Raw genomic sequence first — 16,469 nt, 5'->3', positions numbered from 1 at the left:
GGGCCGCGCGGGAGCGGAGCGGTCAGGACGTCGCCATCACCAGCGCGGTCGCGATCGCGGCCACGCCCTCGCCGCGGCCGGTGAGGCCCAGGCCGTCGGTCGTGGTCGCGGACAGGCTCACCGGAGCGCCGACGGCGGCGGAGAGCGCGGCCTCGGCCTCGGCACGACGCGAGCCGATGCGCGGGCGGTTGCCGATCACCTGCACCGCGACGTTGCCGACCTCGAAGCCGGCCGCGCGCACCCGCCGTACCGTCTCGGCGAGCAGCGCGGCACCGGAGGCGCCCGCCCACTCGGGCTCGGAGGTGCCGAAGTTGGTGCCCAGGTCGCCCAGGCCGGCGGCCGACAGCAGCGCGTCGCACGCGGCGTGCGCGGCCACGTCGGCGTCCGAGTGTCCGGCCAGGCCCTGGGCCTCGTCGGGCCACGACAGTCCGCCGAGGTGCATCGCCACCCCGTCGACGAGCCGGTGCACGTCGGTGCCGATGCCGGTGCGGAACGGGAACGCGAACGGGGCGGGGGAGGAGGGCGAGGAAGGGGCGTGGTCCACACCCTGATCATGCCGTGGGCCACAATCGCCTCGTGACGACATCCCGCACCTGGTCGATCGCCGGCATCGTCGCCGGCGTCGCAGGCCTGGCGACGAGCTATGCGGTGGCCATGGCGCTCACGATCCGCGACTCACCGGTCGTCGCGGTCGCCGAGCGGGTGATCGCCTGGACGCCCGGCAAGGTCGCGGAGTACGCCGTGCGCTACCTCGGGCAGCACGACAAGACGGTGCTGCTGCTCGTCATCGTGCTGGTGCTCCTGGCCCTCTTCGCCTGGGCGGGTCGCCTGGCCGGTCGGACCTGGTGGGCGCCGGCCGTGCTGTTCACGGTGCTGGCCGGTCTCGGCGGCTGGGCCGTGCTGGCCCAGCACAACGCGACCTCCGTCGACCTGGTGCCCGTCGCCACCGGGCTGGTGACCTGGCTGGTCTGCCTCTCGCTGCTCACCGACCCGCTGCGCCGGCGGGACCGGGCGGCCTCGGAGCAGGCGTCGGAGCAGGCGTCGGGCCGCGACCCGTTCGTGGTGCGCGGCGAGAGCGCCACGCCCGGCGAGGTGCACGACCACACCCGACGCACGTTCCTGCTGCGCGCCTCCCTGATGACGGCGGTCGCCGCCGTCCTTGGCACGGTGGGGCGCGGGATCGGCCGCGGGCGGCGCCACGTGGAGGAGACCCGGCGGCTGCTGAAGCTGCCCGGGGTCACGCTGCCGCAGCTGCCGCCGGGCGTGCGCGTCGACGTACCCGGGGTGACGCCGTGGCAGACGCCGACCGACGACTTCTACCTGATCCACACCGCGATCGCGGTCCCCACGATCGAGCCGGCCGACTGGACGCTGCGCATCCACGGCATGGTCGACCGCGAGATCGTGCTGACCTACAGCGACCTGATCGCCCGCCGCACGACCCAGGCCTGGATCACGCTCAACTGCGTGTCCAACGAGGTCGGCGGCACGCTGGTCGGCAACGCCTGGTGGAGCGGCGTGCGGGTCGCGGACCTGCTCGCCGAGGCCGGCGTACGCGCGGGGGCCGACGCGGTGCTGCAGACCTCCGAGGACGGCTGGACCTGCGCCACGCCGATCGAGGCGCTCACCGACGACCGCGACGCGCTCCTGGCGGTGGCGATGAACGGCAAGCCGCTGCCGCTGGAGCACGGCTTCCCGGTCCGCACGATCGTGCCGGGGCTCTACGGCTACGTGTCGGCGACCAAGTGGGTGGTCGATCTCGAGGTCACCCGCTTCGAGGACGTCGAGGCCTTCTGGACCCAGCGCGGCTGGGCCGAGCGCGGTCCGGTGAAGATCGCCTCGCGCATCGACGTGCCGCGCAACCAGGAGGTGCCTCCCGGGCCGTTCCGCGTCGCGGGCGTCGCCTGGGCCCAGCAGACCGGGATCGCGGCGGTGGAGATCGCCGTCGACGGCGGCGCCTGGCAGCCGACCACGCTGGCCGAGGTGCCCCACGTCGACACCTGGGTGCAGTGGGCGACCACGCTCGACCTCGCCCCCGGCGAGCACCGCCTGCGGGTGCGTGCCATCGACCGGGCCGGCGTCGTGCAGACCGGCGTGGTGGCGCCGCCGGTGCCCGACGGGGCGACCGGCTGGGACGAGGCCGGGGTCCGGGTGCTCGAGGAGGCCTGAGGCATTCACCCCCGCCCCGCGGTCAGCGGGTGCGGGCGGGAGGGGTCACCAGTTGCCCGGCGAGGGCGACGGGAGCGGGTGGGCGGCGTCGCGGATGATGTAGGCCAGCCCGCCGGAGCGGGGCAGCCAGGCGTTCTCCAGCTGGCCGCGGTCATAGGTACGGCGCACGCCGGCGCGGGTGCTTGCGGCGGGGTCGTTGACGACGACGTCGCCGGACGCGGTGAAGCCGACCACGACCAGCAGGTGGCCGTTGGTGGCCGAGATCGGTGCGCCGGCGAGCTCGCCGCGGCCGAAGGACACCGAGATCACCACCGGGATGCCGGCCAGGATGAACCGCTCGACCTGGAGCATCGAGGTCAGCCGGGTGACGAAGGCGTCCCCGGCCAGGTTCGCGGCGTAGGCGGTGTTGAACGGCCAGTTGCCGGTGCCGCGGTAGGAGTGGTCGTAGGTCATCCGTGCCGCGTGGTCCACCCACGGATCGGGGTGCCCCGCCCCCACCCAGGAGTACGCCGCCGGGCGCGGCAGCCGGCCGTAGTGGCCGAGCACCATCGAGGTCGAGGTGGGCGAGCACCACGCCTGCCCGCCGCCGCCCCACTGCGGGGAGTGCCCCTGGTGGGTCATCTGGGAGTAGCGCGGCACGTCGAGAACCACGCCGCGGGCCTTGCCCGCCGCGGAGGTGCTCACCGCGCCGCTGGGCAGCCGCGAGGACATCGCGCCGACCGAGACGAGCTTGGGCTTGGCCGCGGTGCCGGCCTTGCGCAGCAGCGTGACCCGCAGCTGCCAGGAGCGCAGCCCGGCGGGCTGGCGCGCCACCCAGGTGTCGACGTTGACCGAGGCCAGGTCGTCGTCCTGCCCGGAGACGGTGGTCCGCCTCACCTGCTGGTCGTTCGCGGCCCAGCGGGCGAGCACGTCCCAGCTGGAGAGGGTGCCGTCGGGCGCGCGGCCGCGCACGCTGACCTCGACCAGGGACGCCGCGGGGGTGCGCGCCGCCCAGGAGGCGATCAGCTCGGAGTAGTCGAAGCCCGGCGCGGTCCACGGCGAGAGCCAGGTCCCCGCGTCGTACCGCGTGCCGCCGAGGCGTCGGGTGGCCGTGGCCCCCGACAGCACCACCCGGCCGCGGTGCACGGTGGTCCCGCGCATCGTCCCGCGGCCCAGCTCGGCCGGCGTGGCCCAGCGGGTCAGGTCGACCCGGCGGGCGGCAGTGCGCGCGGCGGGAGCAGCACCCACCGCCGATCGCGCGCTGGGCGCACTCACGGCGCCGTCGGCCGCCGAGGCGGCGGGCGGGACCGGCGCGAGCGCGGGGAGGGTGATCAGGCTGGTGACCAGGGCGGCGGCGAGGGGAAGGCGCACCCGCCCCACGATACGACGAGTCGTCACTCCTGTCCCACGTGTCACACCAGTCAACCGGACCGGGCCCACGGGGCGCAGGCGGCGCACGGATGCGGTCCCGGGGCAGCGCTCTCCCTAGACTGGCCCGGTGACATTCAGGCTCTACGACAGTGCGACCCGCGAAGTGCGTGACTTCGTCCCCCTCGAGGAGGGGAAGGCGGGTCTCTACGTCTGCGGTCTCACGGTGCAGTCGGAGCCGCACGTCGGCCACGTGCGCTCGGGCGTCAACTTCGACGTCCTCCAGCGCTGGCTGCGTCACCTCGGCTACGAGGTCACCTTCATCCGCAACGTCACCGACATCGACGACAAGATCCTGGCGAAGTCGGCCGAGCAGGGTCGTCCCTGGTACAACCTCGCCTACGACATGCAGCGCCAGCTCAGCGCCGCCTACGCCGCCCTCAACGTCGCCGCGCCGACCTACGAGCCGCTGGCGACCGGGCACGTCCCGGAGATGGTCGAGCTGATCGCGCTGCTCATCGAGCGCGGCCACGCCTACGCGGCCGAGGACGGCTCGAGCGACGTCTACTTCGACGTGCGCAGCTGGCCCGAGTACGGCGCACTGACCCGTCAGGGCGTCGACGACATGGAGCCGGCCGGCGACGCCGACCCGCGCGGCAAGCGCGACCCCCGTGACTTCGCGCTGTGGAAGGGCCGCAAGGACTCCGAGCCGGAGACCGCCTCGTGGCCCAGCCCCTGGGGCCGCGGCCGCCCGGGCTGGCACATCGAGTGCTCGGCGATGGCCGGCAAGTACCTCGGCACCGCCTTCGACATCCACGGCGGCGGCGTCGACCTGCGCTTCCCCCACCACGAGAACGAGCTCGCCCAGTCCCGCGCGGCCGGCCAGCACTTCGCGTCGTACTGGATGCACAACGCCTGGATCACCACCGCCGGCGAGAAGATGAGCAAGTCGCTCGGCAACAGCCTCACCATCCCCGCGGTGCTCCAGCGCTTCCGCGGCATCGAGCTGCGCTACTACCTCGTGGCCGCGCACTACCGCAGCCACGTCGAGTTCAGCTTCGAGGCGCTCGAGGAGGCCGCGTCCGGCTTCCGCCGCGTCGAGGGCTTCCTCGAGCGGATGCCCGACATCGAGGGCGGCTCCGTGCCGGCCGCGTTCGCCGCGGCGATGAACGACGACCTCGGCACCCCCGCTGCCGTCGCGGTGCTGCACGACACCGTCCGCGAGGGCAACCGCCTGCTCGGCGCCGGCGACGAGGCCGGGGCGCGCGCGAAGGCCGCCGAGGTCCGCGCGATGCTCGCCGTGCTCGGGCTCGACCCCGCGGACCCCGCCTGGGGCGCCCCCGCGGGCAACGACGACCAGCTCACCCACGCCGTCGACGTCCTCGTCGCCGGCCTTCTCGAGCAGCGGGCCCAGGCCCGCGCGGCGAAGGACTTCGCCGCCGCCGACGCGATCCGGGACCGGATCAAGGCGGCCGGCGTCGAGGTCACCGACACACCCGACGGACCGAAGTGGAGCCTCGCCTGATGGCAGGGAACAGCAAGCGCAAGGGCGCGATCCGCAAGACCAGCAAGGGGCCGACCGTGGGCTCCGGCGGTCGCGTGCGCCGAGGCCTGGAGGGGAAGGGGCCGACGCCGAAGGCGAAGGACCGCCCCTACCACAAGGCCCACAAGGAGGCGAAGCGCGCCGAGCGCTCCGGCGGCCAGGGCGGCCGTCCGCGCCGCAAGACCTCCGGTGACGCCGAGTGGATCGTCGGGCGCAACCCGGTGGTGGAGGCGCTGCGCGAGGGCGTCCCGGTCATCGGCGTGTACGTCGCCGAGGGCACCGAGCGCGACGCCCGCCTGCGCGAGGTCTTCCGCCTCGCCGCCGAGCGCGGCATCGCGCTGCTCGAGGTCGCGCGCTCCGAGCTCGACAAGATCACCAGCGTGGCGGTCCACCAGGGCATCTCCGCGAAGGTCCCGGCCTTCGAGTACGCCCACGCCGACGACCTGCTCGAGCTCGCCGCCGAGAACGTCGAGAAGCCGCTGATCGTGATGCTCGACCACGTCACCGACCCCCGCAACCTCGGCGCGGTCATCCGCTCCGCCGCGGGCTTCGGTGCGCACGGCGTCGTGATCCCGGACCGCCGCTCGGCCAGCATGACCGCCGCCGCCTGGAAGACCAGCGCCGGTGCCGCGGCCCGGATCCCGGTCGCCCAGACGGTCAACCTGGTGCGCCAGATCAAGGCCTACCAGGAGGCCGGCTGCATGGTGGTCGGTCTGGCCGCCGACGGCGACATCACCCTGCGCGAGCTCGTCGCACCCGACGGGCTGGCCGAGGGCCCGCTCGTCGTGGTCGTCGGCTCCGAGGGCGAGGGGCTCTCGCGCCTGGTCGCGGAGACCTGCGACCAGCTCGTCTCGATCCCGATGGCCAACTCCTTGGAGTCGCTCAACGCCGGTGTCGCCGCGAGCGTCACCCTGTACGCCGTCGCCGAGGCGCGTGCGGCCCGCTGATCCGACCGCTCCGGGCACCGCCGCGGAGCAGGGCTCGCCGGGCGGGAGCGCCCGGCGAGGTCCGCGACCCCTCCTGGTCGCGGCGTACGTCGGGGTGTGGCTGGTGCTCGCGCTCGCGATCGGCCTGGCGCAGTTCCTGGGCAGCTCCAAGGCGGTCTCCGTCGCCAGCCACGACGCGATGCTCACCCCGGACTTCTCCGGTGAGGTGGTGCTGCTGACCGGTCCGGTCCTGCCCGACCTGCGCCTGGACTCCGGCAGCCCGATCGGCATGGAGCTCCAGCTGGGCAAGACCGACGCCGCCTCCACCGACGCGCTCTTCGAGCGCTACGGCTACATCGCCAGCCAGCCCGACGGTGTGCGCGCCCGGTTGAGCGCGGCGGTCGTGGACCTGGCGGTGGACGCCGCGGTGCGCGGCGCGCTCCTCGCCGCCGTCCCGGTCGGCCTGTGGGTGCTGCTCGGCCCGCGACGGCGCCGCGAGCTGCTGCGCCTGGTGCCGACCTGGCAGGGCGCCGTGGCGATGTGGCTCACCGGCGCGCTCGTGCTCGGCCTGTGGGCGCCGTGGCGCGACGACGGGCCGGTCGAGGACACCGACCGGTGGATGACGCTGGGCACCTTCCTCGGCTCCCAGGTGCCGATCCCCGCCGAGGCGGCCGGCCTGGAGGTGCGCGGAGACGTGACCACCGCCCAGACCCGCCGGCTGCTGGAGAGCGCCGTCGAGACCTACGACAAGAGCAAGACCTTCTACGCGGCCGCGGAGGCGAAGGCCGTCGACCTCGACCTGCGCGAGCCCGGCCCGGACGAGACGGTCGCGCTGCTGATCTCGGACCGTCACGACAACATCGGCATGGACGCGGTGGCCCGCGCGGTCGGCGACGCCGCCGGTGCGACGGCCATCCTCAATGGCGGCGACGACACCTCCACCGGAGCGGAGTGGGAGGGGTTCTCGCTGGACTCCCTCAGCGCCGCGTTCGACGAGGAGCCCTACGAGGACCGGCGCTACGGCATCGCGGGCAACCACGACCGCGGCGACTTCGTCCGCGACCGGCTGCTGTCCGACGGCTGGCAGATGCTCGACGGGGAGATCGTCGAGGGCCCCGGCGGCTCGACGATCCTCGGCGTCGACGACCCGCGCTCCAGCGGCCTGGGAAGCTGGCGCGACGAGGGCGACCTCAGCTTCACCGAGGTCGCCGACCAGCTGGCCGACACCGCCTGCACGGCCGCCGAGGACGAGGGCGAGCCGATCGGCACCCTGCTGGTGCACGACGCCAACCTCGGCGACGAGGCGCTGCGCCGCGGCTGTGTCGACCTCGTGGTCGGGGGCCACCTGCACGTCGACGTCGGCCCCGAGCGGGTCGTCGCCGAGAACGGGTCGGTCGGCTACAGCTACACCACCGGCACCACCGGCGGCGCGGCGTACGCCATCGCGATCGGCTCGAAGATCCGCCGGCCGGCCCAGATCAGCCTGATCACCTACCGCGACGGGCGCCCGGTCGGCATCCAGCTCGTCGAGCTGCAGACCAACGGCCGCTTCGACGTCGCGCCGTACGTCGCGCTCCACCGCGACTGACCCGCCCGCCGGACCCACCCGCAGGCGTCCGCGACGGCTGTGAGCGTGGCGGCCGTCACCTTTGCCGCGGGACCTCGTTGACGAACTGGTACCTGTTCTAGTTCTCGGTGGAGGATCCAGTGGCTCGTCTCGCTCGCCCCGCACCCGGCCGACGCCCCTCGCGGCGTGCGGCCGTCCCGGCAGCGGCCGCCTCGGCGGTGCTCTGCCTGGTCCTCGCCGCCTGCGGCTCCCAGCTCGAGCCGGAGACCGTGCTCGGCAGCGGCGGCACCGCGGGGCAGGGGGCCGGCGCGCTCGACGCGAACGGCCAGCCGCTGCCCGAGGGCGCCGCTCCCGACGGCTCCGCGCCCGGCGGCGGGGCGGGTGCCCCGGGCGGCGGCTCCGCGGACCCCGGCAGCGGCAGCGGCGGCTCCGGAGCCGGCGCCGGGGGATCGGGCGGTGGCGGCGGGGACGCGCCCGGCGCCACCGAGGGCGACGGCGCGAACGCGCCCACCGGCCAGGTGAAGGCCGGCAGCTGCACCGGGTTCAAGAACCAGACCGGCATCACCGCCGACAAGATCGTCATCGGCAACGCGGCCGACGTCTCGGGCCCGGTGCCGGGCCTGTTCGAGGCCAGCCAGGACGCCGTGCGCGCCTACGTCGCCTACTTCAACGCCACCACCGACCTGTGCGGGCGCAAGCTCGAGCTGAAGACCTACGACAGCCGCAGCGACGCGGGCGCGAACCAGACCGCCTACACCGACGCCTGCGACACGACGTTCGCGATGATCGGCTCGATGTCGGCCTTCGACTCCGGCGGGTCCAGCACCGCCGCGCAGTGCGGGCTGCCCGACATCCGCTCCGCGGCGGTGAGCGCCGACCGGGCCGGGTGCGGCACCTGCTTCGGCGCGCAGTCCACCAACGCCACCGAGTTCCAGAACGCCGTGCCCGACTACGTCGTGCGCAACCACGCCGGCGCGGCCAAGAAGGCGGCGATGCTCTACGTCAACGCCGGCGCCTCGAGCGAGAACGCCAAGTACCAGGCCGCCGCGATGGGCAAGCAGGGCATGAGCTTCGTCTACGTGCAGGGCCTCGACGTCGCGGAGTTCAACTACGCGCCGTACGTGCAGGCGATGAAGGACAAGGGCGTGGAGTACGTCCAGATGATCGGCGCCAGCGCGCAGTTCGTGCGGATGGCGCAGGCGATGAAGCAGCAGGGCTTCGAGCCCGAGGTCTTCATGCTCGACCCGACCGCCTACACCAAGGAGTACGTCGGCGGCGGCGCCGACGTCGAGGGCACCAAGCTGTTCATCAACTTCACGCCGTTCGAGGAGCAGGCCAGGAACAAGGAGCTCCAGCTCTACCTGAGCTGGCTCAACCAGGTGAAGCCCGGCGCCCAGCCCAGCTTCTTCGGCCTCTACTCCTGGTCGGCCGCGCGGCTGTTCGTCGAGCGGTCCACGGCGCTGGGCGGCAAGCTCAGCCGCTCCACCCTGGTCGCCGACCTCAAGGGCGTGTCGAAGTGGGACGCCAACGGCCTGCACGCGCCCCAGAACGTCGGGGCCAAGCGCACCGGGGACTGCTGGCGCTTCCTCGAGCTCAAGGGCGGGCGCTGGGTGCCTGCGGGCGGCACGGCGTACTCCTGCAAGGGCACCACCAAGGTCGGCTGAGCGCGATGACCGTGTCCATCCGGGCTCGCCGTCACCTCCGGCGCCGCGCGTCGTTGCACCTGCTACCCGTCCCCGCCCGCCGTCAGCCCCCGAGGAGGTCTGAGCCGTGAGCACCTTCCTGGCCTTCACGATCTTCGGGCTGTTCAGCGGCGCGGCGTACGCCATCGCGGCGAGCGGCCTGGTGCTGACCTACACGACCACCCGCGTCTTCAACATCGCCCACGGCGCCCTCGGCATGGTGATGTCCTTCCTGTTCTGGGACTTCAGCGTGCGTCAGGGGATGCCCACCTGGCTGGCGCTGGTGCTGGTGCTGCTCGTGGTCGCCCCGGCCGTCGGCTGGTTCCTCCAGCGCTTCGTGTGCCGCGGGCTGGGGGAGGGGCCGGTCAGTGTCTCGCTGGTCGTCACCGTCGGGCTCCTGGTCGGCTGCATCGGCCTGGCCACCCAGGTCTGGAAGCCGGAGGCGCGCAGCGTGATGCCCTTCCTGCCCGAGACCCGGGTGGAGCTGGGCACCGTCACCGTCACCGGTCACCAGCTGATCACGATCCTGCTGTCCGCGGTCGTCGCCGCCGGGCTGTTCCTGCTGCTCAGCCGCACCCGGATCGGCACCGCGATGCGTGCCTCGGTGGACAACCCCGAGCTGCTCAAGCTCTTCGGCGGGCGGCCCGACACCGCCGCCGCCCTGTCCTGGGCGATCGGCACCTCGCTGGCCGCGCTCGCCGGGGTGCTGCTGGTCTCCCAGGTCGGCCTGGACTACTACGCGCTGACCCTGCTGGTCATCAACGCCTACGCCGCCGCGATGTTCGGGCGGCTCAAGAGCCTGCCGATGACGTTCGTCGGCGCGATGGTGCTGGGCCTGTCCACGTCGTACGCCTCGGGCTACCTGCCGACCGAGGGCGTCTTCAACAGCGTCCGCAACGTCCTGCCCGCGCTGTTCCTGTTCGCGGTGATCGTGGCGCTGCCGCAGGCCCAGCTGCGCATCGGCCAGGTCAAGGGCAGCGTCGCCGCGCCGGTGCCCTCACTGCCCAAGGCGCTCGCCTGGGGCGGGGTGCTGCTCGGCGTCGTCGCGCTGCTGTCCGGCTCGCTGTCGAGCGCCCACCTGCTGCTGCTCGGCACCGCCGCCACCTACGCGATGGTCATGCTCTCGCTGGTGCTGCTGACCGGGTACGGCGGCCACGTCTCGCTGGCCCAGCTCTCCTTCGCCGGCGTCGGCGCGCTCGCCTACGCCAAGCTCGACGAGCCCTCGCTCTACGGCCTCGCGCTGGCCTCGCTGATCGCCGCCGGGGTCGGCGCGCTGGTCGCGCTGCCGGTGCTGCGGCTGACCGGGCTCTACCTCGCGCTCGCCACGATGGCCTTCGGCGTGATCATGGACAAGCTGGTCTTCCAGCACGAGTCCGCCTTCGGGTTCAACGGGACGCTGCCGGCCGGGCGGATGTCGTTCTTCGGCACCACGGTGGGCTCGACCGGCGGCTACGTGATGCTGATGGCGCTGTTCTTCATGCTGATGGCGCTGTTCCTGCTCGCCCTGCGCCGCGGACCGCTCGGGCGGGTGCTGATCGCGATGCGCGACAGCCCGGCCGCCTGCGGGACCCTCGGGCTGGACATGCGCTGGTTCCGCGTCGGGCTGTTCGCGCTGTCGGCCGGGATGGCCGGGATGGCCGGCGCCCTGTTCGCCGGGCTGCGCGAGACCATCGGCGCCGCCGACTTCCAGTTCTTCAACAGCCTGCCGCTGCTCCTGCTCGCCGTGGTCTTCGGCGTCACCACCGTCACCGGCGCCACCTTCGGCGGCATCGGGCTGATGCTGATGCCGGTCCTGCAGAGCGACCACCCCGAGCTGTCCGGGCTGATCTTCGCGGTGATCGGCTTCGGCGCCGTCGCCCTGGGCCGGGACCCGAACGGCCTGGCCAACCTCCTCTTCAAGGGCGGACGGCTGGCCCAGACCCGGCTGCTGCCGCAGCTGCGCGCGCGGCTCCCGGTGCTGCCCGAGCGGGGCGGCGCCCAGCCCGGCCCCGCGTCGTACGACGGGGACGAGTCCGAGCAGTCCGACCGGCCCGAGCAGTCCGAGCAGAAGGAGGTGCCCGTCCATGCCGCTCCTTGAGGTCGACGACGTCGTCGTGCAGTTCGGTGGGGTCACCGCGGTGAACCACGCCTCCTTCGAGGCCCACGCCGGCCGGATCACCGGCCTGATCGGTCCCAACGGGGCCGGCAAGACCACCTGCTTCAACGTGATCAGCGGGCTCCAGAAGCCCACGAAGGGCCAGGTCCGCTTCGAGGGCCGCTCGGTGACCCGGCTGCCGGTCAACCGCCGGGCTCGTCGCGGGATGGGCCGGACCTTCCAGCGCCTGGAGGCCTTTGGGTCGCTGACCGTGCGGGAGAACGTGCGGGTGGCCTTCGACATCCACCGCGGCGTCCTGGGGATGCTGCGCCCGGCCGCCACCGACGTGGACGCGCTGCTCGAGCGGGTCGGCATCGCGGCCTACGCCCAGGAGCGCGCCGACTCGATCCCCACCGGCACCGCGCGCCTGCTGGAGCTGGCCCGCTGCCTGGCCGGCGAGCCGGCCCTGCTGCTGCTCGACGAGCCGTCCTCGGGCCTGGACGAGTCCGAGACCGACGCCTTCGGCGACCTGCTCGCCGACCTGGCCCGGGAGGGCCGGGCGATCCTCATGGTCGAGCACGACATGGACCTGGTGATGTCGGTGTGCGACGACATCCACGTCCTCGACTTCGGCTCGGTGATCGCCTCCGGCGCACCGAGCGACATCCGCCGCGACGCCGCCGTGCAGAAGGCCTACCTGGGCTATTCCGACGGCGACGACGACGGCCCACGAACAGGTGCGGGTCACGTCGGCCGTGGGGGTGTCGACGTGACCCGTACCGATCTCGCGCCGGTCGACCCGGCGCGCCCGGTCGACCTCGGCGGGGCGACCGACGAGACGACCGTCCTGCCGCCGGTGAGGGAGCCGATCCGATGAGCGTGCCGATCCTCGAGGTGCTCGACCTGCGCGCCGCCTACGGCCGCATCGAGGTGCTGCGCGGCGTCGACCTGACCGTGCCGAAGGGCGCGGTGATGGCGCTGCTCGGGCCCAACGGCGCCGGGAAGTCGACGCTGGTCAAGGTGATCTCGGGGCAGAAGCAGGCGACCGGGGGCGACATCCACCTCGGCGGCGTCCACGTCAGCGGCGCCGACTCCGCCGAGCTCGCCCGGGTCGGGCTGTGCACGGTCCCCGAGGGCCGCTCGGTCTTCCCCAACCTCACCGTGCAGGAGAACCTCGTGCTGATGTCGTACGCCGGCGTCCCGGCCGACGCGGTCCTGGACACCGCGTTCTCCTACTTCCCGCGCCTCGCCGAGCGCCGGCACCAGCTGGCCGGCACCATGTCGGGCGGGGAGCAGCAGATGCTCGCGATGTCGCGAGCGCTGGCCTCGGACCCCGCGCTGCTGCTGCTCGACGAGCTGTCGATGGGCCTGGCCCCGCTGATCGTCGACGAGCTCTACGACACGGTGGCCCAGATCGCCGAGAGTGGCGTCTCGATCCTGTGCATCGAGCAGTTCGCCCGCACGGCGCTGCGGGTCTCCGACTACGCCGCGGTGATGATCGGCGGCCGCGTGGTCGCGACCGGCGAACCCGCCGAGATCCTCGAGACCATGGACGACGTCATCCTCGGAGGTGTCGCATGACCCCCTTCCCGCGCCGACCCCACACGCGGCGGCCCAGGCGGGGGGCCCGGCTGGGCGCTCCGCTGCTCGCCGCCGGCCTGCTGGCCGCGGTGCTGCCCCTCGGCGTACCGGCCGCGGCCAGCGAGACGACCAGCGAGACGACCAGCGAGACGGCCAGCGAGACGGGCGCCGGGGCGGGCACCGACGGCGCCTTCAGCGGCTACAACATGTCCGGTTGGGCGGCGCCGATCCGGCTGGAGGTCTACGAGCCGGTGCTGCCGATCCCGGCGCAGCCGCAGCTGGAGCTGATGCTGGGCTACAGCAAGGTCCTCGCCGACTCCACCAGCGGCAAGGGCCGGGCCAGCTACCTGTGGCCCGGCGACCCGCTGGGCGAGGGACTCAAGACGTTCCTCGAGCAGCTCGGCTTCCCGCAGGCCGGCGTCGACGCGCTGGCCGGCAACGGCTACCCGGTGCAGGTGAACTCCGGCTTCCCCTCGGGACCGACGACCCAGCGCCAGGAGCCGCTCCCCGGCGCGGTCATGCGAACCACCGCGAAGGAGGGCTCGGTCGTCGCCAAGACCGGCTTCTCCACCGACTGCGACGTGGAGAAGTCCGACGCGGACCTGCTGGGCGGCCTGCTCGACGGAAGCCTGCTCCCCGGCCTCGCCGGTGGCCTGCTCGGCGGGGCCGTCCCCGCCCCGGCCGGCCACGAGGGCGATCCGTCGGCCGAGGCGGCGCAGGAGGAGACCTGCCCGATCCCCGCCGCGATCGCCGCCCTCGTCGACGTCGACGGGTACGTCGCGCTGACCCGCTCCTCGGTGACCGGCGGCGAGGCGTCGCTGGTCTCCAAGGCGGCCCTGGGGGAGGTCAAGGTCCTCGGCGGCCTGCTCACCCTCTCCGGCATCACCGCCGACGCCTCGGCGCTCAGCGACGGCGCCCGGGGCCGCGCCGAGGGCGCGGCGAGCTTCGGCACCCTGGAGGTGCTCGGCCAGCGGTTCGGCATCGGCCCGGAGGGCGTGGAGGCGGCGGGCGAGCGGTTCCAGATCCCCGGCCTCGGCACGGACCCGGCCTCGGCGCTGAAGAGGCTGGGCATCACCGTCACGCTGCCGAAGGGCACGCGGACGGTGAAGGGCGACCAGGCCACGACCACCGTCTCCGCGCTGCAGGTCGAGGTCGACACCGCGATCCTCAGCCCGCTGCTCAAGCAGCTCCGCGGCCCGCTCGACGAGCTGATCAAGAACATCCCGTTCCCCGAGGAGGCGGCGATCGTCAAGAGCCTGCTCTCCTCGGTCCCCGACCTGGCGCCGCGCCTGGTGCTGACCCTCGGCACCGCGACCGCCACGGTTGACACCGTCCAGGGCCTCGAGCCCCCGGTCATCGACCCGCCCACCGAGCCCACCGGGCCCGAGACGGAGGCCGGCACCGAGCCGGGCGCGGGCGACGGCGCGGTGCCGCCGGGTGCCGCCGGCTCCGGCGCCGGCAGCGATCCCGCGGCGCCCGCGCCGGGCGGCGACGTACCGGCTGGCGGCGGGGGTGGCGGCGACGCCGCTCCCGGTGGGGAGCTGCCGGCGGCCGCCCCGGTCGCGGCCGGCCTGCCCGCGCTGTTCTCGATCCCCGGGATGCTCCTGCTCGGCGGGATCGCCCTGGCCGGCGCGGCCGGCTCCTACCTCCGCAAGATCGGCGCGCTCGCCCTCGGGGGCGGGGCGGCGTGCACGCACGGCCTCGACAGCGGCCTGCCCGACCTCCGAAAGGCCTGATCCGCGATGACCATGACGCAGCCCGCCGACTCCCGCCACACCGGCACGCTTCCCTCCCACCTGCCCCGCGCCGGCGGCCGGGGCGCGCAGAACGGGTCGGGAGCGGCGCCGCTGAAGAACAACCACTACCAGCTGCTCCAGCTCGTGTTGTTCTGGGCGGGCGCGATCCTGCTGCCGCTCGGGCTCGTGGTGATCGTGCTGGGCTGGTACGGCGCGGCGAACACGCCGTACCAGTACGACCAGCTCTCCTACCTCGTCTCCGGCGGCCTGCTCGGGCTCGGGCTGACCTTCTGCGGCGGGTTCCTCTACTTCGGGGCCTGGCTGGCCCGGATCGCCGACGACGGCCGGGAGTCCTCCAAGCGGCTGGCCGACACCCTGCTGGTGCTCGCCGATGTCACCTCCCGCTCGGCGGCCCTCAACGACCAGGGCGTCGACGTCTCGGCCCTGCCGGTCACCGCGGGCGACGGCACCACCATCCACCGCCGCGACTGCGCGCTGATCGCCCACCGCGAGGACCTGCATCCGGTCGGCGAGGACAACGCCCACCTCACCCCCTGCCGCGTCTGCCGCCCCTGACCCCTCGGCGCGTCAGGGCGGGCTCAGACGTCGAGCGTCGGGGTGACCAGCTCGTCGGGGCGTCCGGGCAGCACGCCACGGACGTAGTCGGCCGCGGTGTCGAAGATGCCGACCTCGTGACCGGCGCGCTCGGAGAGGTACCACCGGTGCACCAGCACCTCGTGGAAGAACTCGGCCGGGTCGAGCTTGCCGCGCAGGTCGGGCGGGATCATCGCGATCAGCGGCTCGTAGACGTCGGCGAGCCAGCGCGCCGCGACCCGGCTGCGGTCCTCCCGCCCGAGGTCGTGGTGGGCGGTGTAGGCCGCGAGGTCGTTGAGCAGCCGCCGGGCCTGGGCGTCCTCGACGTCGAGCCCGGTCAGGGCGCGCAGCTCGCGGCGGTGGTGCCCGAGCTCGACGACCTTGGGCTGGATGCGCACCTGGTCGCCGTCGAAGTCGGTGACGATGTCGAGCTCGTCGACGTCGAAGCCGAGGTCGTTGAGGCGCTCGATGCGCTGCTCGATGCGCCACATCTCGGCGACGGAGAACTCCTCGACGTCGGTCAGCTCGGCCCACAGTGCGGTGTAGCGCTCCTGGATCGACATCGCGATCGCGTGGGCGGGCGCGTCCGGGTCCAGGGCTCCGGAGGCCTGGAGGTCGAGGAGCTCGGCGAAGACGTTCTCGGTCGCGATCGTGAGGTCGTGCTCGCGCATCGGGCGCGACAGCGTCGAGCGCAGCTCGCCGGTCTCGGCGTCCACGAGGTACGCCGCGAACCCGCCCGCGTTGCGCCGGAACAACACGTTGGACAGCGACACGTCACCCCAGAAGAAGTCCGCGAGGTGCAGGCGCACCAGCAGCACCACCAGCGCGTCCACCAGCGCCGGCACCCGGTCGACGGTGAGGCCGTGGGAGAACAGCGTGCGGTAGGGCAGGGAGAACGCCAGGTGCTCGGTCAGCAGCGCGGCGGGCAGCTCCTCGCCCTGCGCGTCGACCCGCCCGGTGACCACGCTGTGCGGCGCGACCGACGGCAGCCCGAGCCGCTGGAGGTCGCGCAGCAGCCGGTACTCGCGGAACGCGATCGCCTCCACGGTCTCCTTCACCGCATAGGTGCGCGGCCCGATCCGGATGAACCGGACGACGTGGCGCGACAGGCCGCGAGGCAGCGGGAGGACGAACTCGTTGGTCCAGTCCTCCAGCGGCACCGACCACGGGACCCGCAGCATGGCTGGGTCCGGGCGGGTGGCGACGATGCGCAGCGCCATCGCCCCACCATAGGGCGCACCCCCGCCGGT

At 73.7% G+C, this 16,469-nt stretch carries 13 protein-coding genes; 10 read left to right on the top strand and 3 right to left on the bottom strand.

From position 1 onward, the window contains the following. Nucleotides 1-22: 22 nt before the first annotated feature. On the bottom strand, nucleotides 23-544 hold the full coding sequence (gene ispF, locus HBO46_RS17860; RefSeq protein WP_224769221.1) for a 2-C-methyl-D-erythritol 2,4-cyclodiphosphate synthase: 522 nt from the start codon (nucleotides 542-544) through the stop codon (nucleotides 23-25). Nucleotides 545-576: 32 nt separating this feature from the next. On the opposite strand from ispF, the gene HBO46_RS17855 reads away from it, so the two are divergent. Then, a complete protein-coding gene (locus tag HBO46_RS17855) occupies nucleotides 577-2,169 on the top strand; it encodes a molybdopterin-dependent oxidoreductase (protein WP_224769220.1) in 1,593 nt (530 codons plus the stop codon). Between the two features lie 45 nt (nucleotides 2,170-2,214). Here the strand turns inward: HBO46_RS17855 and HBO46_RS17850 are convergent, their stop codons facing one another. Continuing rightward, nucleotides 2,215-3,519: a C39 family peptidase gene (locus HBO46_RS17850; protein WP_166134110.1), complete on the bottom strand. Its 1,305-nt coding sequence runs from the start codon at nucleotides 3,517-3,519 to the stop codon at nucleotides 2,215-2,217. Between the two features lie 127 nt (nucleotides 3,520-3,646). Here HBO46_RS17850 and cysS point away from each other — a divergent pair, with 127 nt between their 5' ends. The 9 genes from cysS to HBO46_RS17805 all read left to right on the top strand — a co-directional run bounded on the left by cysS (nucleotide 3,647) and on the right by HBO46_RS17805 (nucleotide 15,201). Further along, entirely contained in the window at nucleotides 3,647-5,041 is a 1,395-nt protein-coding gene (cysS, locus tag HBO46_RS17845) for a cysteine--tRNA ligase (RefSeq protein ID WP_166134108.1), read from the top strand. Further along, nucleotides 5,041-6,006, top strand: a complete 966-nt coding sequence (gene rlmB, locus HBO46_RS17840) for a 23S rRNA (guanosine(2251)-2'-O)-methyltransferase RlmB (RefSeq protein WP_166134106.1) — start codon at nucleotides 5,041-5,043, stop codon at nucleotides 6,004-6,006. Before cysS ends, rlmB begins: the two co-directional genes overlap by 1 nt. Then, complete coding sequence (locus HBO46_RS17835; protein ID WP_224769219.1) at nucleotides 5,993-7,573, top strand: metallophosphoesterase; 1,581 nt, start codon at nucleotides 5,993-5,995, stop codon at nucleotides 7,571-7,573. The genes rlmB and HBO46_RS17835 overlap by 14 nt, the downstream gene beginning before the upstream one ends. A gap of 119 nt (nucleotides 7,574-7,692) precedes the next feature. Further along, nucleotides 7,693-9,216 carry an ABC transporter substrate-binding protein gene (locus HBO46_RS17830; RefSeq protein ID WP_166134104.1) on the top strand — a complete coding sequence of 508 codons (1,524 nt, stop codon included), beginning with the start codon at nucleotides 7,693-7,695 and terminating at the stop codon, nucleotides 9,214-9,216. Between the two features lie 106 nt (nucleotides 9,217-9,322). After that, on the top strand, nucleotides 9,323-11,311 hold the full coding sequence (locus tag HBO46_RS17825; protein ID WP_166134102.1) for a branched-chain amino acid ABC transporter permease: 1,989 nt from the start codon (nucleotides 9,323-9,325) through the stop codon (nucleotides 11,309-11,311). After that, entirely contained in the window at nucleotides 11,298-12,185 is an 888-nt protein-coding gene (locus HBO46_RS17820) for an ABC transporter ATP-binding protein (RefSeq protein ID WP_166134100.1), read from the top strand. The genes HBO46_RS17825 and HBO46_RS17820 overlap by 14 nt, the downstream gene beginning before the upstream one ends. Further along, on the top strand, nucleotides 12,182-12,889 hold the full coding sequence (locus tag HBO46_RS17815; protein ID WP_166134098.1) for an ABC transporter ATP-binding protein: 708 nt from the start codon (nucleotides 12,182-12,184) through the stop codon (nucleotides 12,887-12,889). Before HBO46_RS17820 ends, HBO46_RS17815 begins: the two co-directional genes overlap by 4 nt. Continuing rightward, nucleotides 12,886-14,625 (top strand): choice-of-anchor P family protein, encoded by a 1,740-nt coding sequence (locus HBO46_RS17810; RefSeq protein WP_166134096.1) that lies wholly within the window; start codon nucleotides 12,886-12,888, stop codon nucleotides 14,623-14,625. The genes HBO46_RS17815 and HBO46_RS17810 overlap by 4 nt, the downstream gene beginning before the upstream one ends. Before the next feature lie 6 nt (nucleotides 14,626-14,631). After that, entirely contained in the window at nucleotides 14,632-15,201 is a 570-nt protein-coding gene (locus HBO46_RS17805; protein ID WP_166134094.1) for a hypothetical protein, read from the top strand. Nucleotides 15,202-15,224: 23 nt separating this feature from the next. Here the strand turns inward: HBO46_RS17805 and HBO46_RS17800 are convergent, their stop codons facing one another. Then, the gene (locus tag HBO46_RS17800) at nucleotides 15,225-16,439 is read right to left on the bottom strand and encodes a DUF4032 domain-containing protein (RefSeq protein ID WP_166134092.1); all 1,215 of its coding nucleotides are present in this window, start codon (nucleotides 16,437-16,439) and stop codon (nucleotides 15,225-15,227) included. Nucleotides 16,440-16,469: the final 30 nt, after the last annotated feature.

Source organism: Nocardioides ochotonae (assembly GCF_011420305.2).
Taxonomy (GTDB): domain Bacteria; phylum Actinomycetota; class Actinomycetes; order Propionibacteriales; family Nocardioidaceae; genus Nocardioides; species Nocardioides ochotonae.
The sequence above is the reverse complement of the archived record's forward strand: the minus strand, read 5'-3'. Positions and strand labels throughout refer to the sequence as shown.